This window comes from Mixta gaviniae, assembly GCF_002953195.1.
Lineage (GTDB): Bacteria > Pseudomonadota > Gammaproteobacteria > Enterobacterales > Enterobacteriaceae > Mixta > Mixta gaviniae.
Genome location: NZ_CP026377.1, coordinates 167,527 through 190,211 on the forward strand (window position 1 = coordinate 167,527; position 22,685 = coordinate 190,211).

Here is a 22,685-nt window from a genome sequence, read left to right on the forward strand (position 1 = left end):
TCAGCGTATACGATCGATCAGGCCGGCTGACCGGTCAGCAGATCCAGCACTTCCTGCACGCTGTTGGTGGTGGCGAGACGCGCGATTACGCTTTCGTCATCCAGTGCGTTGGTCAGGCTGGTGATCACCTGAATATGCTCGTTGTTGCGGGCGGCAATGCCGATCACCAGGCGGGCGATGTCATCCTCTTCTTCGCCGAAGCGCACGCCCTGCGGATACTGGCAGAACACCACGCCGGTTTTCAGCACGCGATCTTTCGCTTCGACCGTACCGTGCGGCACCGCAATGGATTCGCCCAGGTAGGTCGGGGTCAGTTTCTCACGTTCCAGCATCGCCTCGACATATTCTGGCTCAACATAACCGCCTTTCACCAGCTGCTCGCCGGCGAAGCGAATCGCCTCTTCCTTACTGGCGGCGTGCTGGCCAAGGAACACATTGCTGGCGCCCAGCTTAAACAGATGATCGTTGCTGCTGTCGTAGCTGTCGCTCAGCGCCGCGTTAACCTTTTCGCGGTGGCCCGCGCTGCGCTGTGCTTCCGCCAGGCGTGAGGTCAGATCGCTGTAGAGGCCGCTGTCGAGGAAGTTATTCAGCGAAATATGCTGTGCATGCGGCGCCTGGCGCATGGCGCGCTCGGTCAGGTCGCGGTGAGTAATCACCAGGTCGACGTCGCCCGGCAGGGCGTTGATGGCGGTATTGGTGACAGAGATCTGCGTCAGCCCGGCATCCTGCACTTTTTTCCGCAGCACGCCTGCGCCCATGGCGCTGGAGCCCATACCGGCGTCGCAGGCGACGATGATTTTACGCACATGGCTCAAATCGCCGTTCATGCCGGCGGCCGCAGCGACAGGCGCACCCGCCTGACCTTTGGACTGCGCTTTCATATCCTGCATACGGCGAGTCGCCGCTTCGATATCGTCTTCCTCTTTCACCTTGCTGGTTTTCAGCAGCACTGCCGAAACCACAAAAGAGACCGCGAAGGCTGCGACGATCGCCGCGATATTGGCGAAGTAAGCGCCTTTCGGCGTCATTGCCAGCACCGCCAGAATAGAGCCAGGCGAAGCGGGAGAGACCAGGCCGCCGTTCAGCAGCGTCAGGGTGAAGACACCGGTCATGCCGCCGAGGATAACGGCGATCAGCAGGCGTGGCGCCATCAGCACATACGGGAAGTAGATTTCATGGATGCCGCCAAGGAAGTGAATAATGGCGGCACCGCTCGCTGACTGTTTTGCGTTGCCGCGGCCGAAGAACATATAGGCCACCAGCACGCCCATGCCCGGACCCGGGTTGGCTTCAATCAGGAAGAATATGGATTTGCCGGCTTCGCTGGCCTGCTGGATGCCCAGCGGCGAGAAGATGCCGTGGTTAATGGCGTTATTCAGGAACAGGATCTTCGCCGGTTCAACGAAAATCGAGGTCAGCGGCAGCAGGTTATTCTGCACCATGATGTTCACGCCGGCGGCGAGAAGATGGGAGAGGCCTTCCACCAGCGGACCGATGGCGAGGAACGCCAGAATCGCCAGCAGCATACCGATAATGCCCGCCGAGAAGTTGTTGACCAGCATCTCGAAGCCGCTTTTGATTTTGCCGTCGACCGCGCGGTCAAACGTTTTGATCGCCCAGCCGCCCAGCGGACCGGCAATCATCGAGCCGAGGAACATCGGCATATCCGCGCCGACGATCACGCCCATGGTAGTGATTGCGCCCACGACGCCGCCGCGATCGCCGCCAACCAGGCGCCCGCCGGTATAACCGATCAGCAGCGGCAGCAGGTAGGTGATCATCGGGCCGACCAGCTTCGCCAGCGTTTCGTTCGGCATCCAGCCGGTAGGAATAAACAGCGCGGTGATGATACCCCAGGCGATAAACGCCCCGATATTCGGCATCACCATGTTGCTCAGAAAACGACCAAAGCTTTGAACCTTGACCTTGACAGATGAGGACATAAAAACACACCTCTTATTGTTACGCGCTGACAAATAAGAGAGCGCGTGATTTTGTTAGGACGCTACGGCGGGACGCCGTCGGATTACTGTATGCAGGCGGACTCTAGCACGCGATTATGACGCTGCGTAGTAAGCGCCCTGAAGTGATAAAGATCACAATCAGAGGTAGGTTATCGGACCAAATTTAGTGACTCAGATCACAGAAAGGCGCGGATCGAAAAGGCAAATGGGGAAATTAGCGGCGAAGAGTGACGGCTAAATGTGATTAGCATCACATTTTATAAGGTGTGGTTTGTTTCATAAATGTGACGAGAATCACAATAAACTTTTGGTCGAAAATGCGCCGGATCACATTTTTGCCTGGCCCGAAACCGGCACATAGCATGCCGCTTTTTTGCGCAACCGCTCGGTAGCAGTTCTGAACCCTTTCTCAGCGCAGCGGCGAAAATCATCACAGCCATGATTTCTCGTCACAGGCGGAAACCAGGCGTGAATAATGAAGAAAGCGCGGAAAAGGCAGGCAACAGGGCGAAAGGCGGCCAAAGAGCGGCCAGCGGGAGATCGCCAGGTAAGCCGGGATAGCCGAAATAGCAGAGATGGCCGGGACAGCAGCGACAGCAGGGAAAGCCGGGATAGCCGAAATAGCAGAGATGACAGAGATGGCCGGGACAGCAGAGATAGCAGGGAAAGCAGGGATAGCAGCGATAGCCGGGATACAGCAGGGAAAGCCGGGATAGCCGAAATAGCAGAGATGACAGAGATGGCCGGGACAGCAGAGATAGCAGGGAAAGCAGGGATAGCAGCGATAGCCGGGATAACGAAAACAGGGGTATAGCGGGAGAAACCGGGCGGCGGGAAAAGATGACCCAACCGTGCGGGAAAAGGGGCGCCGACCAGATACCGGCGGCGCCCGCTGCGGCTTACTGGAAGCCGCCCTGTACCGCGCTTTGCGCCTGGGTTAGCGCCTGCGCTTTCGCCGAGACGTTGCTCATCAGCGTGTTGTACTGACTTGCCTGCTCCTGCGTCGGGAACTGTACGCCGTTATCGTTAAAGGTCACGCGCGTCCCCTGCTGCTGCAGGAAATCACCGGTCTGCACCACATCCTGGCTCAGCGACTGCAGCGCCGGCAGCAGCGGCATCAACGAGGCGGCAGGCTGGGTCACCACTTTGGTATACACGCGATCGTAGACCGTTTTTAAATCATCCGGCTGTTTCAGCGCCGCCTTGCTGCCGTCCGCCTGGGTTTTGGCGTTCTGGATCTGCTGCGTCAGCACGCTAAGCGAACCGCTCGCCTGGCGCAGCGCGTCGCGGCGCGTCAGGTAATCCTGCGGCAGGCGGATGGCGGATAGCTCGTCCACCACCGGACGCAGCCCCTGATCCACGGCTTTGTTCACCTGCTGCGAAAAATCATAAATAATGGCGTAGTCGTTGGCGTAGTTACCAAAGCGCTGTTTCTGATCTTCGCTGAGCGCCGGCAGATGTTCGCCGCTACGCATCACGGTATTCTGTAAAAAGTCACTAAAAGCCTTGCGCTGTTCACCCTCTTTATCACCGCAGCCGGTGAGCTGCAGAATGACCAGCAAAGCTGCCAACGGCAGCCACAGGCGCATCCAGACGCGGGAAACTCCGGTCGCCATAGCGTTTACTCCTGTAAATTAACGAACTATCTATTTGATTAGGCAGCGAGGCTGCCGCCCTGAGGTGCCTAAAGCATAGATCAATGCGATTAGGCTGAATATGACTATTGAATAATTAACGCGAATTAGCGCGCAGCTGCGTACATTTTTTAAGCAGGAAACAGGCCAGAAAAAAAGGGCGCCGCCGGGGCAAAGGTACAGGCGGAAGCAAGATCGAAAAATAGTCAAAAAACGGGCGGCAAAACGCCAGCAATAGTCTAATACTTAAATTCCGATTTATGTTGCACTGTCCTGACCTCGTACCCTTGCAACAAACCGGCATTCTGAGCCTGGGTTTCAGGCTCTTGTCTCTGTCCTCTTTCACGTTGTTCATAGTGAGTTTTAGGAGTTTGCTATGGAAGTAAAAGATCCCATGGTTGAGTTACTCAGCAGTCTTGAGCAAATTGTTTTGACACGGAATGTTGGCGATACCTTTTCTGCGCAGCAAGAAAAAATGGTTTCAACACCAGAACCACAACGCCTGCGCGAAATGACCGGCATGAAAATTGATGAATTTGCCCGCGTGATGGGCGTGAGCGTCTCTTCAGTGAAGAGCTGGGAAGCGAGACGCACCCGCCCGTCAGGTAGCGCACAGAAACTGATGCAGCTGCTGCATTCCAATCCGTATCTGGGCCGTCAGCTGCTCGACTGAGTGCGCAAACAGTAAAAAACCGGTGTGCAAACACCCAAAAACCCGCCGGATGGCGGGTTTTTTCGTTTCAGACCAGCGGATGAAGCGGATGCTCGTTCAGGTCAGGCGGCACGGGCAGCGCGTAATTTAACGTCGCTTCCGCGCCGCGCGCCGCCAGGCTCCAGGTATCGCCAGCGGCAGCAAGCGTCAGGCTGACCGGCTCTGTCGCGACGTGCAGCGCTTTCACTCCCGCCGCGCTTTCCTCTTCCGTTGGTGCCAGCAGCGCCGCGATGGCGTTTTCCCCGCCGCTCAGGCCGAGGCTGGCCAGCGTGGCCGACGGCGCGCCATCTTCTGAAGGGGTCAGAGAGATCGCTTGCTCCGGATGGGCGAGATCAACGTGGCTGGCGAACGCGACGCCCTCGCCGAGCTGGAAATCGAGCGGGTTATCCGCGCGGATGCTCCAGTCGCCCCATTCGGGATCGGTAAAGGTGATGACGGCGGAGAGCTGATGCTCGCCGTCGGAGATCTGCGCCAGGGTATCGGCAGGGATCAGCACTTTCCAGCGGCCGGCGCTGTCGCTGGTGGCTTCCCAGCGCAAATCATCCAGCGTCAGCACCACGGTATGACCCGTCTCCAGGTAACGCGTGGTGCCGGTAACGATCATCGGCTCCGCTGCCTCGGCAGGCTCAATGAGGTTGTCGCCCAGCGGATCGATGGCGATTTGCGGCTCGTAGGCGCTGCCGAAACCGTCTTCGGTAAGCTCCAGATTGCGCGCGACCACCACGCTTTGCTGGCCCGGCTCGCCCAGCGTGACGGTCAGGATCTCATTGCCATACCTCTCCAGCGCCTGCATATCGGTGGCGGGCAGGGCCAGGTGCCAGCGCGGGTTCTCCGCGTCGCCGCCCAGCGAAGTTTGATAGTGCCGGCCGTTAAATTCGATATTTACCCGCGTGCCGGGAGGCGCGACGCTGGCGTCCAGCACGCCGCCGCTCAGCGTCAGACCGTGATCATCGCTCTCTGGCGTAATGATCACATTCGCGTAGCCGACTTCATCCAGCGTCACGCCGAACAGCGGGGCGGCGGGATGGCTGTTCAGCGTCAGGTCGGCGCTGTCATGCAGGCCGTTCCACTGCGCTGTCACTGTGGTTGCCCCGTCGGGCAGAGCGCGGAGAGCGTCATCGGGAATTCTGACCATCCAGCGATTGTCGGTCACTTCGGCGTCGTAGGCAATGCCGTTCAGGGTGACGATAATATGGCTGGCCTTATTGCCGCTAAAGGTGCCGGTAATAAAATAGTAGGGCCGAATATCATCGGTGCGGGTAATTGCATCTGCGCCCCATATCGGATCGATGGCAAGAAAGTGGCCGCCGGGGGGCACCGCCGGATCAAAATTAATCAGCACGCTATCGCCCGCCGCGTCGCCGTTGGCTTTATTGGTGACGGTCGCCTCGAAGATGGCACTACTGCCGCTGCTGAAATCGGGGGGATTATCCGCCGGGATGGTCACCTGCCACTCTCCCTGATGCACCGCGCCAACCCACACCCAGTCGCCCGCCTGCAGCCAGACTTCACTGCCGTCGGCAACGTGATCGGCGCGGCCGCTCACCGTGAGGCCGCTGAGCCGATCGAGCGTCAGGCGGCCATAATCCTCCAGCGAATCGATGCTAAGCGTCGCGACATTCTCCGCAGCGCTGTCGGGCGCGACCGTCACCCAACGCTCGCCGGAGAGGGCAGAATCGCTCCAGCGATCGTCGCCGGGGAAGGTCACTTCGATGCGCAGCGCGCCGGCCGGTAAGTTTTGTAGATCGGAAGCGGAGAGCGAGGTGCGCCATTCGCCGTTTTCATCGATGTGGCCGAAGAAGATATGGTCGGGCAACGCATCCGGGAAGCGGACCTCCACTGTCTGGCCGACCGGCACGTTCAGGGTGTCGCCGGTGATAAACAGTGCCGTGTTTTTCTCACGCGCGTTGAGGATGTCATCGCCCGATACCGGATTGATCACCACCTGCGACCAGCCGCTATTCTCAAAGCCGTTATAGTGAAGCGTTTTGCTCAGCGCGGCGGTTTCGCCGCGCCCGTTGGTGACGCTCAGCACCAGCGGCACATCGCCGACCGGCTGTGCAAGCAGCGAATGCGGTGCCACCGGCAGCCGCCAGGCACCGTTTTCATCGATGCGCGCCTGGTAGTGCAGCTCGCCGATGGCAATATCAAGCAGAGTACCCGCCGCCACGTGAGTGACGGTACCGGAAAGCACCTCGGTCACCATCGCCCATGCCGGATCGGCAACCTCAAAATGGTCATAGGGTGAATCGAGCGTAATCTGCGGCGTGGTCAGCGATTCCCGCACGTTAAATTCCCGCACCACGGTGGCGGTTTCATTGACATCCTGTACCCAGGCGACGATGGATGCTGCGCCGTCGTGCAGCGCCGCCAGGCCGCTGGCAGGGATCTGCGTCTGCCAGTGATGATTTTTCACCGTCGCCGCATAGATATCGTCGCCCAGCTGGATCCAGACCTGGCTGCCGTTCGGCACGTTCGTGGCGCTGCCGCTGACCGTCAGGCCGCTTTGCCGCTCAATGGCGGTCAGCACGTCATCGCTGGTGATGCTGTTAAGGGTGATCTCCGCCGCGCAGCGGGTTGCACCGCCTTTGGCGACAGTAAAGGTGCGATCGATTGTCGTTAAAGCGCCATCATAGGCGGCAATCGCCCTCACGCTGAGCGTGTGTTCGCCGGGAGCCAGCGCTTTCATCACTTCCGGGGGCAGCGTCAGGTGCCAGCTGCCGTTGGCGTCAATCGGCACCTGCCAGCTTTTCCCTTCCAGCGTCACGGTCACCAGCGAGCCTTCCGCCACGAACTCCGTCAGCCCGGAGATCACCTGGCCGTGGGTTTTTTCCCGGCCGGTCAGCTCATCGTCGCCCGCGATCGGTGCGATGCCGATGCCCGCCGCCGTGCCGTTGCTCATACTGGGGATTTCGACGGTACGCGTCAGCTCGACGGTTTTGCCGGAATGGTTGGTGACGCTGATGATGAGCTGGCGCTCCACATCCTGCAGAGCAGTAATGGCCGAGGGCGGAATCGGCAGACTCCAGTCGCCGTTTTTATCGACGCGCGCCTGCCAGGTGTGGTTTTCCAGCTTCACCGTTACCAGCGCGCCACTCTCCACGTAGCGCGCGGTGCCGGAGAGCAGCGCGGGGGCATAGTAGTCGGAGGGATTGGTCGCGCGGAAGCCATCTTCGAACAGTGGATCGACGGTCAGCATCGGCGGTTTCACCCCGCCGCGTCCGCAACCGTAATGCTTGCCAGAGGTCTGTTTGCTCATAATTATCGTCTCGTATGCAGGGGTAAGGTAGGACGAGCGATACCAGATATAATCAAGCGCACATTGGCAGGCACGGTTTTTTTCACGGCGGCAGGCGGGGAAAAATGCGGTTTATGTAACAAGTCATCCCGCGGATAAACGGAGAAAAGAGTGTCGGGTGATTGTTTTTTGACCGGAAAGAGACAGGCGCTTTAGCTATGGATGGAATGACGGGCGAAGCGAAAATATCGGAGTTTCCTCAGGGGCGTCAGCCGCGACGGCAAAAAGCCACCCTGCCGCGGCAGGGTGGCTCAGGGCTGTGCCAGCACCGGATGGGGAGTGAGCAGCGCAGTGATATCGGGCTGCACGGCGACATAGTGCGCGTGGCCACTGACGCTCATGGTCAGCGGCCGCCACCGCCGCATTTACATCGCGTATTTTGCTGCCTGTTTCTCAAACCAGGCTTGCGGCACGTTATAAGGCCGTTGACGCAGCTGGGCGATACCCTGTTCGATAATCACCTGTGCCTGACGCCAGAGTTCTGCGCTGCCTTCGCGCAGTAGCGTAATCTGCACCTGCTTCTCCACCAGGTAAATGCGGGCGAAATGCGGATCGTACTGCACGATAGCGCGGGTATTATCGATAATATCCGCCAGCTTAATGGTCTGCGCCGCAGGTGAGGCATCGGCGGTATGGCGGAAATGCGCGACCTTGCGCGCGGCGCGGTTTTTCGCCTGCGGCTGCTTTTTATCCGTCAGCATACCCACCAGCCCCGCCACCTCATCGCCGAACTGCTGCGCGATATCCTCCAGCGTGGCGCGGGTATCTTCCACTGTGTCATGCAGCCAGGCGGCGGCCAGCATGTTCTCGTCATCGGTGACGCTGCGCACCAGTTCAACCACCGCGGCGGGATGAACGATGTACGGCTCATCGGTATATTTGCGCCGCTGACCGGCGGCGGCGTGGATTTCTGTCGCGAAGCGTCTTGCCCGTTCTTCCAGTGACTGCATAGTTCCCTCCCCTGGCCTGTTTAAACATTGCTTGCAATTATGTAGTGCGCTATTTATATTGTCACGCATGAGTACACATCAAGATGACAAAAAAGCGCCGGGCGCGCCACTGTTGCTGGATAACCAGCTCTGTTTCGCCCTCTATTCTGCCAACCTGGCGATGCATAAGCTCTATCGCCAGCTGCTGACACAGCTTGATATCACCTATCCGCAATATCTGGTGATGCTGGTGCTGTGGGAGCGCGATGACGTGACGGTCTCCGATATCGGCGAGCGGCTGTTTCTCGATTCCGCCACGCTGACGCCGCTGTTGAAACGGCTGGAAGCGGCGGGGCTGGTGTCGCGCCAGCGCTCGCGGCAGGATGAGCGCCAGGTGGTGGTAACGCTGACGGAGCAGGGCCGCGCGCTGCGTGAAAAAGCGTTGAGCATTCCTGAATCGGTGATCTGCGCTTCCGACTGCGATGTCGAAACGCTGCAGGCGCTGAAAGGCCAGCTGGATCGGCTGCGCGATAAGCTTATTCGCTAACCGTTTTGGTTCAGCCGCTGGCAACGGCAGCTGAACCCGCTAAAATTTATAGTGTCTTACTTATAAAATAGCTCGCTATTTAATCGTGGATAAATCAACAGGAAGGGGTTTTATATGTCTTTAGAAAAAGTCATCTATCGTGCAAAAGCAAAAGCGACGGGTGGACGCGATGGCCGCGCCACCTCTTCTGACGGCGTGCTGGATGTGAAGCTGGGCGTGCCGAAAGAGATGGGCGGCGCCGGCGGCGAAGCCACCAACCCGGAGCAGCTGTTTGCTGCTGGCTACTCCGCCTGCTTCCTGGGCGCGATGAAGTTCGTGGCCGCCCGCGACAAAATTGCTATGCCGAAAGAGGCCTTTATCGAAGGCGAAGTGGGCATTGGCCCGCTGCCGACCGGTTTCGGCATTGAAGCTACGCTGAATATCCACCTGCCGGGCATGGATCAGGCGGAAGCGGAGAAACTGGTCGAGGCGGCGCATATTGTTTGCCCTTACTCTAACGCCACCCGTGACAATATCGACGTCAACCTGAATATCATCAACGCGTGATGTTCCGCCGCAGGCGCCTCCTGGCGCCTGCGCGCTTTCTTCGCCCGCCCGCTCAACAAACTGTGCGTTTTCTCGTCACGATGGCGGAATTTCGCTGACCTGGTCGCCTGACTGTGGTTAACTGTCCGCGCTCCACCGGAAAAGGTTCCTTTTTCCGCTCAGAATCCTCTTGTTCATCACGCTGTGAGAATAATGCGATTGTCGGTAAGAACTCTGGCGCAGCGAAGCGGTCTGATTATCGTTTGTGAAGCATATGTTGCGCCGGGAATAAAGAAGGTCGAATGAATTACATAAAATCACTCACTCAGCAAAAGCTGTCTCTTTTGCTGTCGCTCTATATTGGCATTCTGTTGAATTTGCCCATATTTTACCGTCGGTTTGATCCTTTTCTGAATAAATCCACGCTCACCGACTGGCTGTCGGCGGGGGCGGAAGTGTTGGCTATCGTCCTGCTGACCTTCTTCCTGATGCGTCTGCTGTCGCTGGGCGGCAAGCTGTTTTACCGCATTCTTGCCACCGGCCTGGTGTTGATTTCCGTGGCCGCCGCCTACTATATGGCCTTTTTCAATGTGGTAATCGGCTACGGCATCGTGGCCTCGGTGATGACCACCGATATCGATCTGTCGAAAGAGGTGGTGGGCTATCAGTTTGTCCTGTGGATGGTGCTGGTCAGCGCGCTGCCGCTGCTGATGATCTGGCGCAATCGTCTGCGCATGACCTTGATCGAACAGCTGAAAACACCGGGCCAGCGCCTGAAGCCGATAGGCATTATGCTGCTGGCGGTGGCGCTGGTGTGGCTGCCGATCCGTTATTTCGACAAGCTGCAAAAGGCGAATGAAGAGATCACCAATATCGACCTGCCGAGCTACGGCGGCGTGGTGGCGCACTCTTATCTGCCGTCTAACTGGCTGTCGGCGTTGGGGCTGTTCACCTGGACGCGCCTTGATGAAGCGGTGGATGGTCAGGAGCTGCTGGATCCGGCGAAGAAATTCACCTATGTGGCGCCGCCGGGCATTGACGATACCTATGTGGTGTTTGTGATTGGCGAAACCACCCGCTGGGACCATATGGGCCTGCTGGGCTACGAGCGCGATACCACGCCGAAGCTCTCTCATGAGAAGAACCTGGTGGCGTTCCGCGGCCAGTCATGCGATACCGCCACCAAGCTCTCGCTGCGCTGCATGTTTGTGCGTGAAGGCGGCACCATGGATAACCCAGGCCGGACGCTGAAAGAAGAGAACGTGTTCGCAGTGCTGAAATCGCTGGGCTTCAGCTCTGAGCTGTTCGCCATGCAGAGCGAAGTCTGGTTTTATGACAACAGCCATGCAGATAACTTCGCCTTCCGCGAGCAGATCGGTTCTGAGCGCCGTAACCAGGGGAAACCGGTTGACGATATGCTGCTGATCCCGGAGCTGAAAGCGTCGCTCGATCGCCATCCCAACGGCAAACATCTGGTGGTGCTGCATACTAAAGGTTCGCACTATCTCTATTCCCAGCGCTATCCGCGCAGCTACGCGCGTTACACGCCGGAGTGTATGGGTGTGGATGATAAGTGCAGTAAGGCGCAGCTGATCAACGCCTTTGATAACTCGGTACTGTATACCGACAGCGTGCTGGACAGCGTGTATGACCAGCTGCGCGGTAAGAAAGCGATCGTCTTCTACGCCGCCGACCACGGCGAATCGATCAGCGACAATATGCACCTGCACGGCACGCCGCGTGAAATGGCGCCGCCGGAGCAGTTCCGCGTGCCGATGATCGTCTGGGCCTCCGACAGCTGGCTGGCGGATGGACATAACAAGCAGGCGTTTGAGCGGTTACAGGCGCAGCAGCGCGTAGGGCAGACCCATCGCCATGTGGAGCTGTTTGATACCATCCTTGGCTGCCTGGGCTATACCTCGCCGGACGGCGGTATTAAAGCGGGCAATAACTGGTGTCAGGCGCCCGCCGCCGCGGCGGTAAGTAAGAGCTAAACCCACAGCCGCCGCGCCGCCGGCGTGAATGCTTTTCATCCAGTTGATGCATGCCGGATGAAAAAATTATTGACGCCTGGCGGCGACCTCAGTAAGATGCGCCCCCATCGGCGAGTAGCGCAGCCTGGTAGCGCAACACGTTCGGGACGTGTGGGTCGGAGGTTCAAATCCTCTCTCGCCGACCAAATCCCCAGCCCCAGTCAGCAATGACTGGGGTTTTTGCGTTTTAACCCGCGAAAAATGTATAAGACCTGGCTCAAAACCACCCCTCTCCTTTTCCCGTCACGTTTTCTGTTTCTCGCCTTTGCGATAACCCTTTTCTCGCCACGCCGCCTGCGGCGCTCAGCATGGAAAAGGATTTCAATGGACAGAACCTATCACCAGCCGGTGGTGCTGCACCCCGATCGTCTGTTAACCGCGGTCGGCGTCTGCGGCGCTAATCAGGTTAGCGAAGTGAAAAAGCTGCAGCGTATGGTGGCCGATGCGGGCTACAGGCTGGCGACCGGACGACGGCTGGCGGTTGACGGTATTTGCGGCCAGCAGACGGTCGAAGCGATACGCTGGTATCAACGGCTGCTGCATCTTTCACCTTCCGGGCTGGTGACGCCCGTTTCCGTTTGCTTTATGAGCGCATTGAATGCAATGTCGCCCGCTAATCAGCCGCGGGAAGCGGGCGGTTTACTGCGGGTCAGCGCCGGGCAGTTCACGTTTGATAACGAAGGGCAAGACTATCTCACTGCGGCGGTGCCTTATCGGGCTGTGCCCGCCCGCTGGTTTTCACGCGTGCTGCACTGGCCGGGAGGCGTGTCCGGCGTGACGTTAGGACGCGGTTTTGATATGAAACAGCGCAGCGCAGGGGAGATCTACAGCATATTACGACGGGCTGGCCTGGAAGAGCATAAGGCGACAATCTGTTCCCGCGCGGCGGGGCTGAGTGGCAGAACGGCGCAGCAGTTTGTCACGGTGTTTGGCCCCATGGTCGGCGAGATGACTCATCGGCAACAGATTGAGCTGTTTGAGTTGGTTTATCCCGGATATGTCAGCCTGGCTAAACACTATTATCTTAGACACACGAAGAAATTACAGATTGTTCAGGAGGCGGTTAGCTGGGAAGCGATGGATACAAAGATAAAAGATGTTTATGTTGATATCGTTTATCAGGGCGTTGATGACATAAAAATGTTAACCAGAGCGGCAGCAAAAAATAAAAGAGATAAAATGATAGCCTTAATTGAACAAAGTAACCTTTATATGAAATATGAAAAACAAAGGAAAAGGATATGTCATCTTTTATAAGCTATAGCGCCAGGTTAGCTTTAGTAATAGGTGTTTTTAATCATCTTTCTTATGCAACGATGCCGTTCGATGAAACCTTTTCCAACTGTTTTTCTTTGCCAAGAGATACGGTTGAGAATAATGAATTTGATTGTAAAACCAGCGTTTTTGAACAATCAAATAAAGAGCTGGAAAAAGAAAAAGAGAAATTAAAAGCCTACATATACAAAAATTATGATAATCCATGGCGGCTTAATGATACAAAAGGCGCTGGAATAGAAATAAAAGATATTTTTTGGGAAAGATTTAACGTATCGCAAAAAAACTGGCTGGTATCAAGGGATGCATTTTGTGCTGCTGAAGCAGCCTTGCCGGGTTCATGGGCCAGCGCCGCGGGAGATATAGAGATCTCATGCATAATAACAATGAATAAACGCCGAATTGATGAAATCAATATGCTTTATCATCCGACATTAGATAATCCATAATCTTGTGCCGTCGCGCCTGACTATCAGGCAAAAGTATGACGCGCGCCCGGGCCATAACTTCATCTTTTGCCCCTCATGCCCGGCCGGGTGCCAAAAAGCGGCATTAATCCCGATTTTATTCTCTCATCCGCCGCCAGCGCTGGTTTGTATGCTTAATTCGCATGACACATAACTTATGGCCCAGTCTTGCATATTGGCGTTTTCTTATGCCGATATCGCAGCATTTTTAGCTGGGTCTCTGGCGGAACAGCTTGCTAATCGTTCAGTTATTCAGCGTTCAACGATAAATTTTAATCGTTTTTTCACGGTTAAACCTGCTGCCCTGTTGCTTTTTTACCCGATTATTGTGGTGCTGAAACGTACATAGATGAATTTTTCCACTGGTTTTGTTATTGGAAGGTTTTTTTTATGTTTGCTTGCTGTTTCTCACACTCTGTGTAAATACCTAATGTCTGTATTGACGTGCTTGCAATCTGTTGACAAATTGATGTTTCACCGGGGTAAGGGAAGCGGATTCTTCTGATAGATTTCCTGCTGTCAGAGTCGACAAGCCACACTTACCTCCCGTTGCCTGCGGGCAACCTGCACCGGCCGCACAAAAAAAACAGAGGTCGGGCACACGCGCAAACACACATCACACATTGGAGCATAAGCATGAGTATTTCCTTGGCTAAATCAGGGGTGCTAAAGGTCGGCCTGAGCCTGATTGCAATGACCGTGGCCGCCAGCGTTCAGGCTAAAACGCTGGTCTACTGTTCAGAAGGATCGCCGGAAGGGTTTAACCCGCAGCTGTTCACCTCCGGCACCACCTATGACGCCAGCTCGCGCCAGGTATATAACCGTCTGGTGGAATTCACTATCGGCACCACAGAGCTGCATCCGGCGCTGGCTGAGAAGTGGGACATCAGCGAAGACGGCAAAACCTATACCTTTCACCTGCGTAAAGGGGTGAAGTGGCACACGACGAAAGATTTCAAGCCGACCCGCGACTTCAATGCGGATGATGTGGTGTTCACCTTCGAGCGTCAGCTCGACAAGAACAACAAATATCACGGCGTCTCCGGCGGCAACTACGAATATTTCGAAGGCATGGATATGCCGAACCTGCTCAGCAAAGTTGAGAAGGTGGACGACTATACCGTGCGCTTTACCCTGACGCGTCAGGAAGCGCCGTTCCTGGCCGATCTCGGCATGGATTTTGCCTCGATTCTGTCAGCGGAGTATGCCGACAAGATGCTGCAGGCGGGCACGCCGGAGAAAGTCGACCTCAACCCGGTCGGCACCGGCCCGTTCCAGCTGCTGCAGTACCAAAAAGATTCCCGCATCCTGTATAAGGCTAACGCTGACTACTGGGGCACCAAACCGAAAGTGGATCGCCTGGTCTTCTCTATCACGCCGGACGCATCAGTGCGCTACGCCAAGCTGCAGAAAGGCGAGTGTCAGGTGATGCCCTATCCGAATCCGGCGGATATCGCGCGCATGAAGCAGGATAAAAACATCAACCTGATGGAGCAGCCTGGCCTGAACGTCGGCTATCTCTCCTTCAACGTTGAGAAAAAACCGCTGGATAACCTCAAAGTGCGTCAGGCGCTGACGATGGCGGTGAATAAGAAAGCGATCATCGACGCCGTGTATCAGGGCGCCGGCCAGGCCGCGAAAAACCTCATCCCGCCAACCATGTGGGGCTACAACGATGCGGTGCAGGATTACCCCTACGATCCCGTTAAGGCTAAAGCGTTGCTGAAAGAAGCGGGCATGGCCGACGGTTTCGCCATCGACCTGTGGGCGATGCCGGTACAGCGCCCTTACAACCCGAACGCGCGCCGCATGGCGGAGATGATTCAGGCTGACTGGGCGAAGATCGGCGTAAAAGCCAAAATCGTTACCTATGAGTGGGGCGAGTACCTGAAGCGCGCTAAAGAGGGCGAGCATCAGACGGTGATGATGGGCTGGACCGGCGACAACGGGGATCCGGATAACTTCTTCGCCACGCTGTTCAGCTGCGCGGCCGCCAAAGACGGCTCCAACTATTCACGCTGGTGCGACAAGTCGTTTGAAGCGCTGATTCAGCCCGCCCGCGCGACGGATGACCATCAGAAACGTATCGAACTTTACAAGCAGGCCCAGGTGGTGATGCACGATCAGGCGCCCGCGCTGATTATCGCGCACTCTACGGTGTATGAGCCGGTGAGTAAAAAAGTCTCCAACTATGTGGTGGATCCACTGGGCGGTCACTACTTCGTTAACGTCGATATCGCTGAATAATCAACGGGGCCGGCAGCCGTCGGCCCGAATCCTCTCGTAGCGAGGGCTGACTGCACGGGGTGCAGGCAGCCCTCGCCCGACGGCGATCTTTGTGGGCTGAACGCATTTCATCCCCTTTCCCGGACGAAAAAAAGGCTAAGGCGCAACCTGTTGCGTCGCGGTTGGCTTCACGCCATCGCAGGATGTGAGCAACACTCGCCCAACGTGGCGGGATAAAAACAGAGAAACGGAATATGCTGCAGTTCATACTCCGACGTTTGGGCCTGGTAATCCCAACGTTTATCGGTATCACCCTTTTAACCTTCGCATTTGTGCATCTGATCCCCGGCGATCCGGTGCTGATCATGGCTGGCGAACGCGGGATCTCTCCGGAACGTCACGCGCAGCTGATGGCGCAGTTAGGCCTCGATCAGCCGATGTGGAAACAGTACCTCACCTATATCAATGGCGTCATGCACGGCGACCTTGGCATCTCGTTGAAAAGCCGCACCCCGGTCTGGGACGAGTTCGTGCCGCGCTTTAAGGCGACGCTGGAGCTGGGCTTCTGCGCCATGCTGTTCGCGATGATCGTCGGCATTCCGGTCGGCGTGCTGGCGGCAGTGAAGCGCGGCTCTATTTTCGACCACACCGCGGTCGGCATCTCCCTGACCGGCTATTCGATGCCGATTTTCTGGTGGGGCATCATGCTGATCATGCTGGTGTCGGTGCAGCTCAACCTGACGCCGGTTTCCGGGCGGCTCGGCGATGCGGTATTCCTTGACGATACCCAGCCGCTGACCGGCTTCGTGCTGATCGACACCCTGATCTGGGGCGAGGCGGGCGATTTCAAAGACGCGGTAATGCATATGATCCTGCCCGCTATCGTGCTGGGCACCATTCCGCTGGCGGTGATCGTGCGTATGACGCGCTCCTCGATGCTGGAAGTGCTGGGCGAGGACTATATCCGCACCGCGCGCGCCAAAGGGCTGACGCGTATGCGGGTGATTGTGGTCCACGCGCTGCGTAACGCCATGCTGCCGGTGGTGACGGTGATTGGTCTGCAGATCGGCACGCTGCTGGCGGGCGCCATCCTGACCGAAACCATCTTCTCCTGGCCCGGTCTGGGACGCTGGCTGATTGAAGCATTGCAGCGCCGCGACTATCCGGTAGTGCAGGGCGGCGTGCTGATGGTGGCCACGCTGATTATCCTGGTTAACCTGCTGGTTGACCTGCTTTATGGCGTGGTTAACCCACGCATCCGACACAAAAAATAAGGGGGCGCCAGCATGTCTGTAGTCGATCCTGGCAGCGTAAGCGCTGCACCCAAGCCGATGACCCCTTTTCAGGAATTCTGGCACTACTTTAAACGCAACAAGGGCGCAGTAACGGGCCTGGTCTATATCGTGATTATGGTGCTGGTGGCGGTGTTCGCTGGCCTGCTGGCGCCGCACGGCCCGGCGGAACAGTTCCGCGACGCGCTGCTGCACCCGCCGGTCTGGCAGGAGGGCGGCAGCTGGCAATATATTCTCGGCACCGACGATGTTGGTCGCGACGTGCTGTCGCGCCTGATGTACGGCGCGCGCCTCTCGCTGCTGGTAGGCTGCCTGGTGGTGCTGCTGTCGCTGATCCTCGGCGTCATCCTCGGCCTGCTGGCCGGCTACGTCGGCGGCGCGGTCGATGCCAGCATCATGCGCCTGGTGGACATTATGCTGGCGCTGCCGAGCCTGCTGCTGGCGCTGGTGCTGGTGGCGATTTTCGGTCCGTCGATCGTTAACGCCTCGCTGGCGCTGACCTTCGTGGCGCTGCCGCACTATATCCGCCTGACCCGCGCCGCGGTGCTGGTGGAGGTGAACCGCGATTACGTCACCGCCTCCGGCGTGGCGGGCGCCGGCGCGCTGCGTCAGATGTTCGTCAATATTCTGCCGAACTGCCTGGCACCGCTGATTGTCCAGGCATCGCTGGGGTTCTCCAACGCGATTCTGGATATGGCCGCGCTGGGCTTTCTCGGTATGGGCGCGCAGCCGCCGACGCCGGAGTGGGGCACCATGCTCTCCGACGTTCTGCAGTATGCGCAAAGCGCCTGGTGGGTGGTCACTTTCCCTGGGGTGGTGATCCTGCTGACGGTACTGGCGTTTAACCTGATGGGCGATGGCTTGCGTGATGCGCTCGACCCGAAACTCAAGCAGTAAAGAGGCACCGAGATGGCGTTATTGAATATAGAAAAACTGTCGGTGCATTTCGGCGATGAGAAAGCACCGTTCCGCGCGGTTGACCGCATCAGCTACCAGGTCGAACAGGGCCAGGTGGTGGGCATCGTCGGCGAATCAGGCTCCGGTAAATCGGTCAGCTCGCTGGCGATTATGGGGCTGATCGACTTCCCCGGCCGCGTTATGGCGGACAAACTGGAGTTCAACCAGCGCGACCTGAAGCGCATCTCCGAAAAAGAGCGCCGCCAGCTGGTGGGCTCCGAAGTGGCGATGATTTTCCAGGATCCGATGACCAGCCTGAACCCCTGCTACACCGTGGGCTATCAGATTATGGAAGCGATCAAGGTGCATCAGGGCGGCAACCGCCGCACCCGGCGCCAGCGCGCCATCGATCTGCTGAACCAGGTCGGTATTCCCGATCCGGAATCGCGCCTGGATGTCTATCCGCATCAGCTTTCCGGCGGCATGAGTCAGCGCGTGATGATCGCCATGGCGATCGCCTGTCGGCCGCGCCTGCTGATCGCCGATGAGCCGACCACCGCGCTTGACGTGACCATTCAGGCGCAGATTATCGAACTGCTGCTCGATCTGCAGAAGCAGGAGAACATGGCGTTGATCCTGATTACTCACGATCTGGCGCTGGTGGCGGAAGCCGCGCAGCACATTATCGTGATGTATGCCGGGCAGGTGGTGGAAACGGGCAAAGCGAGCGATATCTTTAAGGCGCCGCGCCACCCTTACACCCAGGCGCTGTTGCGCGCCCTGCCGGAGTTCGCGGCCGACAAAGCGCGTCTGGCTTCGCTGCCGGGCGTGGTACCGGGGAAATATGACCGTCCCCGCGGCTGTCTGCTGAACCCGCGCTGCCCTTACGCCACCGACCATTGCCGTGTGGAAGAACCTGAATTACGTGATATTCCGGGGCGTCAGTCCAAGTGTCACTATCCGCTGGATGATGCCGGGAGACCAACCTATGCGTCCTGAAACTCAAGAGCAGCAGTATCTGCTGCAGGCAATCGACCTGAAAAAGCACTACCCGGTGAAAAAGGGACTGTTCGGCCAGCCGCGGCTGGTAAAGGCGCTGGACGGCGTCTCCTTTAACCTTGAACGCGGTAAAACCCTGGCGGTAGTGGGTGAATCGGGCTGCGGTAAATCGACGCTCGGCCGCCTGCTGACAATGATTGAAACGCCGACCGAGGGGCAGCTATTCTGGCACGGCCAGGATCTGCTGAAGCACGACCGCGAAGCGCAGTCGCTGCGTCGCCAGAAAATCCAGATTGTGTTCCAGAACCCTTACGGCTCGCTGAACCCGCGTAAAAAAGTCAGCCAGATCCTGGAAGAGCCGCTGCTGATCAACACCCCCCTCAGCAAGGCGGAGCGACGCGAAAAAACGCTGGAGATGATGGCGAAAGTCGGTTTGAAAACCGAACATTACGACCGCTACCCGCATATGTTTTCCGGCGGCCAGCGTCAGCGTATCGCTATCGCCCGCGGCCTGATGCTCGATCCTGATGTGCTGATCGCCGATGAGCCGGTTTCGGCGCTTGATGTGTCGGTGCGCGCGCAGGTGCTGAACCTGATGATGGATCTGCAGCAGGATATGGGGCTTTCCTACGTTTTTATCTCGCACGATCTGTCAGTGGTAGAGCATATTGCCGACGAAGTGATGGTGATGTATCTGGGCCGCTGCGTGGAAAAGGGCAGCAAAGAGGCGATCTTCGCCAATCCGCGCCACCCTTATACTCAGGCGCTGCTTTCCGCCACGCCGCGCCTCAACCCGGACGATCGCCGCGAGCGTATCAAGCTGACCGGCGAGCTGCCCAGCCCGCTCAGCCCGCCGCCCGGCTGCGCGTTTAACGCTCGCTGCCGCCGCCGTTTTGGCACCTGCGTCCAGCTGCAGCCGCAGCTGAAACGCTACGGCGACCAGCAGATCGCCTGCTTCGCCGTCGACCAGGACGAGCAGCAGCAAGCGGGATAATCGCATCAGCGATTGCGCCATGCCTCCCTGTCGCTTACTACGTAAAACAATAAAACCGCTCTTTCGGAGCGGTTTTATTGTTACCGGCGCATGACCACGCTTTGGCCGGTCATGCAGAAACAGCGCGCGCTTAGGCCTCAGCCGCTTTCTGACAAAAAGAGATACGATAATAATTTCCGTATTTCGGGCGATAGATAAAAAGGGTCGTGAGAACGGCGAACCGGGCTTCGGCTAAGATGGCCGACAGCGCCTCGTCGCTAAAATAGTGATGTATGCGCTGGTAGTCATCAATGTAGGTGGATTTCAACCTATCGCTAAATGTTGAAAGGACAAAGTGGCCATGCGCGGGCAGCAGGTGGTGAATTTTCGCCAGGTAGTGCGCCAGGCTCTCTTCGGTTTGATGATGAAAGCAGCCGTTATCGATAATCACATCATAAGGGCCTTCCAGCGGGCAGGAAAGGAAGTTGCCGTGAATAAAGCGAATGTGGGAATGGGTGTTTTCAATCTGTCGCCACTCCGGGTGATCGAAAATATCCACGCCGGTAACCTGCTGGCTGAGATCGCCGTAAACGAGGGTATCCAGCCCGCTACCGCAGCCAATATCAAGGACACGGCTTTCTGCTGACAGGCGTAGCTGCCCCTGGATCAGCAGCGGCAGCACGCGCATGCCTATATCCGTTGTCCAGACGTCCGACTGTTCGCTGTAATGACGCTGAAAGGCTTTTTCGATTACTGAATGATAGTTTTCAGAAACACGCATGTGATTACATCCCATAAGGCCAGGTGTCATAGTCGAGGACGCCAGACTGGCGCACCTGCGCAAAGCCGGGAATATAGGCTTTCAGTACGTTCAGGCCATAGACCAGGCGCTCGTGATCGTCCGCGCTATTTTCATCACCCTTAAAGGCTTTATCGCGCACCTGGCGCACAATCACGTGTTCAGGAATAAAACAGAGGCGATTGTTTTTTGTGCAGAACCCCTTGAGCTGCGCGACGGTATAAGCGCCTCCGCTTCCGGCCGAGATACTGACGATTAACGCGGGTTTATGCGCCAGTTCGTTGCGCTCCGCCAGCACAAACAAATTCAACAGGGCGGGCGGGATCATGCCGTGCCATTCAGGCACGACAATAATGATGGCTGAGCTGGCATCCAGAATGGCGGAGGTTGTTTTCCAGTTCGGACAGGGGATGTTGTCGCTCCAGAATTCGCTGTTCCACTCCATATGCTTGACTGCGGACAGATCGATAATGTGGGTCATCGAATCGGGATCCAGCGTATCGATTAACGAATGAATGACCTGCGATAAGCGGGAGGATTGGCTCTCCTGGCGCGTGCTTGCGCTGATAATAACGTAATTATTCATTCAGATGCTCACCGTGTTGATAATGGGTTGAGGTAAAATGTTGATTCTGGCTAAGCAGTAAGGCCAGCAGGATCATGCCGATGACGATGACCGCGATAGCCTGGAAGCTAAGGCTGGCCGCCAGCGTCGTCAGGAAAAAAGTGGAAAGGGAGATCATCGCGCTGTTGATAATACGCAACAGCCCGCTAATCCGGCCCAGCATCTCAGGCGGGGCGCTCTCCTGAATAATTAAGTCCTGCGTCACGCTGCAGGCAAACATGCCCATAAAAATCAATACTTGCCCTGCCATTAACGCAGGGACGGTTTCCAGCTGAAAAAGAAATATGCCGCCGATCATGAGCAGCAGCGTAATAAGAAGGAAACTTTTGCGTTTCAGTCTTCTGAATACAGGCACCAGACACGATCCCAAAAACATGCCGCCAGCGCCGAGCGCATACATCAGGCTGGCGAATTCATCGCTTACCTGCAGCCGGTTTTTTATATAAAAAATGATCAGAAGTTCAAGGCCGCCCGTGGCCAGCGTGATAAAAATAATAAAGGCCATCAAAAGCTTCAGCGTTATGCTGCCGCCTACGGTTGCGAAGGACTCTTTTAATGAAAGATTGGTTAGCGCCAGTTTTTCCCGTAGCCCTTTCGTCTGGTGATGCGCCGATTGCAGCGCAGGAATTTTTGTCCAGCGGTTAAGGATCAAGGGGGCGAGATAGCTAAGCGCGTTCAACAGCAACAGCACGTTATAGCTGAAATATTTAAGCAGCAGCGCCCCCAGTACCGGCCCCACCATAAACATGGCGGTATGCAGCGATGCCAGCATCGTGGTCGCCTCTACTCGCTGTTGAGCGAACATGGCCGGCACCAGCGTCATTTCCGTGGTGCGGGAGATCTCAAAGCTGATGCTGGTTAGGGCGGCGAAAAAACAGAGCAGGGGAAAATTCAGTAACTGCAGCAGATACAGCACGGCGATCGCGACGCCGCTAAAAAATTGCAGCAGCAGCGCGATAAAAAAGAGGTTTTTTTTATTCGAAATATCAACAAGGCTTCCCGCATAGACGCCGGGAAAAACGCGCGGTAAAAACTGGCAGATCGTGACAATCGCCATATTTTTTAATGAGGATGTCATATGGTAAACCATCAAGGGCAACACGACGAGATACATGGCGTTTCCCAGGCGATCAAGGGCCAGGCCGGTAGCCCAGGCCACGAACCGGACATTATGAAAAATCGTTTTCAATACCCACTCCTCAAGAGGTGGCTTGCGCCACCTCAACGTATGACATCTTTATTTTCTAAAACAATCAGCCTTTAGACTGAACAATGCGACGCTTAGGCTTATTCATTGTCTGCACTCCTGTATTTTTACAATAAGTTTGGGAGTATAACTCCCGTTAACTGACAATTTATTATGTATGCCGCTCAGCCCTTAGACTGAACAATACGGCGCTTAGGCTTAGTCATCTTTATCGCTCCTGTCTGTTTACGATAACGGGTCGGAAAAGGTTTCCGTTCTGTGAATCGTTTTAGTGCTTAACCTG

18 protein-coding genes and 1 tRNA gene are annotated in these 22,685 nt (G+C 56.8%); 12 read left to right on the forward strand and 7 right to left on the reverse strand.

What is annotated here, in order from left to right:
- Positions 1–17: 17 nt before the first annotated feature.
- Both C2E15_RS00770 and C2E15_RS00780 read right to left on the reverse strand, forming a co-directional pair.
- Complete coding sequence (locus C2E15_RS00770; protein WP_104955714.1) at positions 18–1,943, reverse strand: PTS mannitol transporter subunit IICBA; 1,926 nt, start codon at positions 1,941–1,943, stop codon at positions 18–20.
- A gap of 920 nt (positions 1,944–2,863) precedes the next feature.
- Positions 2,864–3,580, reverse strand: a complete 717-nt coding sequence (locus tag C2E15_RS00780) for a DUF3053 domain-containing protein (RefSeq protein ID WP_104955715.1) — start codon at positions 3,578–3,580, stop codon at positions 2,864–2,866.
- Positions 3,581–3,974: 394 nt separating this feature from the next.
- On the opposite strand from C2E15_RS00780, the gene C2E15_RS00785 reads away from it, so the two are divergent.
- Entirely contained in the window at positions 3,975–4,271 is a 297-nt protein-coding gene (locus C2E15_RS00785; RefSeq protein ID WP_104955716.1) for an HTH-type transcriptional regulator, read from the forward strand.
- A gap of 67 nt (positions 4,272–4,338) precedes the next feature.
- Here the strand turns inward: C2E15_RS00785 and C2E15_RS00790 are convergent, their stop codons facing one another.
- Together C2E15_RS00790 and C2E15_RS00795 are read right to left on the reverse strand one after the other, a co-directional pair.
- Positions 4,339–7,569, reverse strand: coding sequence for a hypothetical protein (locus C2E15_RS00790; RefSeq protein WP_104955717.1), 3,231 nt, complete (start codon positions 7,567–7,569; stop codon positions 4,339–4,341).
- Between the two features lie 404 nt (positions 7,570–7,973).
- Positions 7,974–8,558 carry an HD domain-containing protein gene (locus tag C2E15_RS00795; RefSeq protein ID WP_104955718.1) on the reverse strand — a complete coding sequence of 195 codons (585 nt, stop codon included), beginning with the start codon at positions 8,556–8,558 and terminating at the stop codon, positions 7,974–7,976.
- A gap of 67 nt (positions 8,559–8,625) precedes the next feature.
- Between C2E15_RS00795 and C2E15_RS00800 the strand changes: the two genes are divergently transcribed.
- The 11 genes from C2E15_RS00800 (at position 8,626) to dppF (ending at position 19,792) form a co-directional block, all read left to right on the forward strand.
- Entirely contained in the window at positions 8,626–9,084 is a 459-nt protein-coding gene (locus tag C2E15_RS00800) for a MarR family winged helix-turn-helix transcriptional regulator (RefSeq protein WP_104955719.1), read from the forward strand.
- A gap of 114 nt (positions 9,085–9,198) precedes the next feature.
- The gene (locus C2E15_RS00805) at positions 9,199–9,630 is read left to right on the forward strand and encodes an organic hydroperoxide resistance protein (RefSeq protein WP_104955720.1); all 432 of its coding nucleotides are present in this window, start codon (positions 9,199–9,201) and stop codon (positions 9,628–9,630) included.
- Positions 9,631–9,911: 281 nt separating this feature from the next.
- The gene (gene eptB / locus C2E15_RS00810) at positions 9,912–11,603 is read left to right on the forward strand and encodes a kdo(2)-lipid A phosphoethanolamine 7''-transferase (RefSeq protein ID WP_104955721.1); all 1,692 of its coding nucleotides are present in this window, start codon (positions 9,912–9,914) and stop codon (positions 11,601–11,603) included.
- Between the two features lie 108 nt (positions 11,604–11,711).
- A tRNA-Pro gene (locus C2E15_RS00815) sits at positions 11,712–11,788 on the forward strand.
- 268 nt (positions 11,789–12,056) lie between these two features.
- On the forward strand, positions 12,057–12,899 hold the full coding sequence (locus C2E15_RS00820; RefSeq protein ID WP_245912329.1) for a peptidoglycan-binding protein: 843 nt from the start codon (positions 12,057–12,059) through the stop codon (positions 12,897–12,899).
- Entirely contained in the window at positions 12,884–13,366 is a 483-nt protein-coding gene (locus C2E15_RS00825; protein WP_104955723.1) for a lysozyme inhibitor LprI family protein, read from the forward strand. The genes C2E15_RS00820 and C2E15_RS00825 overlap by 16 nt, the downstream gene beginning before the upstream one ends.
- Before the next feature lie 654 nt (positions 13,367–14,020).
- Positions 14,021–15,631 (forward strand): dipeptide ABC transporter periplasmic-binding protein DppA, encoded by a 1,611-nt coding sequence (gene dppA / locus C2E15_RS00830; protein ID WP_104955724.1) that lies wholly within the window; start codon positions 14,021–14,023, stop codon positions 15,629–15,631.
- Between the two features lie 233 nt (positions 15,632–15,864).
- Entirely contained in the window at positions 15,865–16,884 is a 1,020-nt protein-coding gene (gene dppB, locus C2E15_RS00835; protein ID WP_104955725.1) for a dipeptide ABC transporter permease DppB, read from the forward strand.
- Between the two features lie 12 nt (positions 16,885–16,896).
- Positions 16,897–17,799: a dipeptide ABC transporter permease DppC gene (gene dppC, locus C2E15_RS00840; RefSeq protein ID WP_104955726.1), complete on the forward strand. Its 903-nt coding sequence runs from the start codon at positions 16,897–16,899 to the stop codon at positions 17,797–17,799.
- Positions 17,800–17,811: 12 nt separating this feature from the next.
- Positions 17,812–18,798, forward strand: coding sequence for a dipeptide ABC transporter ATP-binding protein (gene dppD / locus C2E15_RS00845; RefSeq protein ID WP_104955727.1), 987 nt, complete (start codon positions 17,812–17,814; stop codon positions 18,796–18,798).
- Positions 18,788–19,792, forward strand: coding sequence for a dipeptide ABC transporter ATP-binding subunit DppF (gene dppF, locus C2E15_RS00850; RefSeq protein WP_104955728.1), 1,005 nt, complete (start codon positions 18,788–18,790; stop codon positions 19,790–19,792). Before dppD ends, dppF begins: the two co-directional genes overlap by 11 nt.
- A 130-nt stretch (positions 19,793–19,922) precedes the next feature.
- Here the strand turns inward: dppF and C2E15_RS00855 are convergent, their stop codons facing one another.
- The 3 genes from C2E15_RS00855 to C2E15_RS00865 are packed head-to-tail and all read right to left on the reverse strand — an operon-like array spanning position 19,923 to position 22,354.
- Positions 19,923–20,552 carry a class I SAM-dependent methyltransferase gene (locus tag C2E15_RS00855; RefSeq protein ID WP_167391813.1) on the reverse strand — a complete coding sequence of 210 codons (630 nt, stop codon included), beginning with the start codon at positions 20,550–20,552 and terminating at the stop codon, positions 19,923–19,925.
- 4 nt (positions 20,553–20,556) lie between these two features.
- Positions 20,557–21,156 (reverse strand): NADPH-dependent FMN reductase, encoded by a 600-nt coding sequence (locus C2E15_RS00860; RefSeq protein ID WP_104955730.1) that lies wholly within the window; start codon positions 21,154–21,156, stop codon positions 20,557–20,559.
- Positions 21,149–22,354 carry an MFS transporter gene (locus C2E15_RS00865; RefSeq protein ID WP_245912419.1) on the reverse strand — a complete coding sequence of 402 codons (1,206 nt, stop codon included), beginning with the start codon at positions 22,352–22,354 and terminating at the stop codon, positions 21,149–21,151. Before C2E15_RS00865 ends, C2E15_RS00860 begins: the two co-directional genes overlap by 8 nt.
- Between the last annotated feature and the right edge of the window lie 331 nt (positions 22,355–22,685).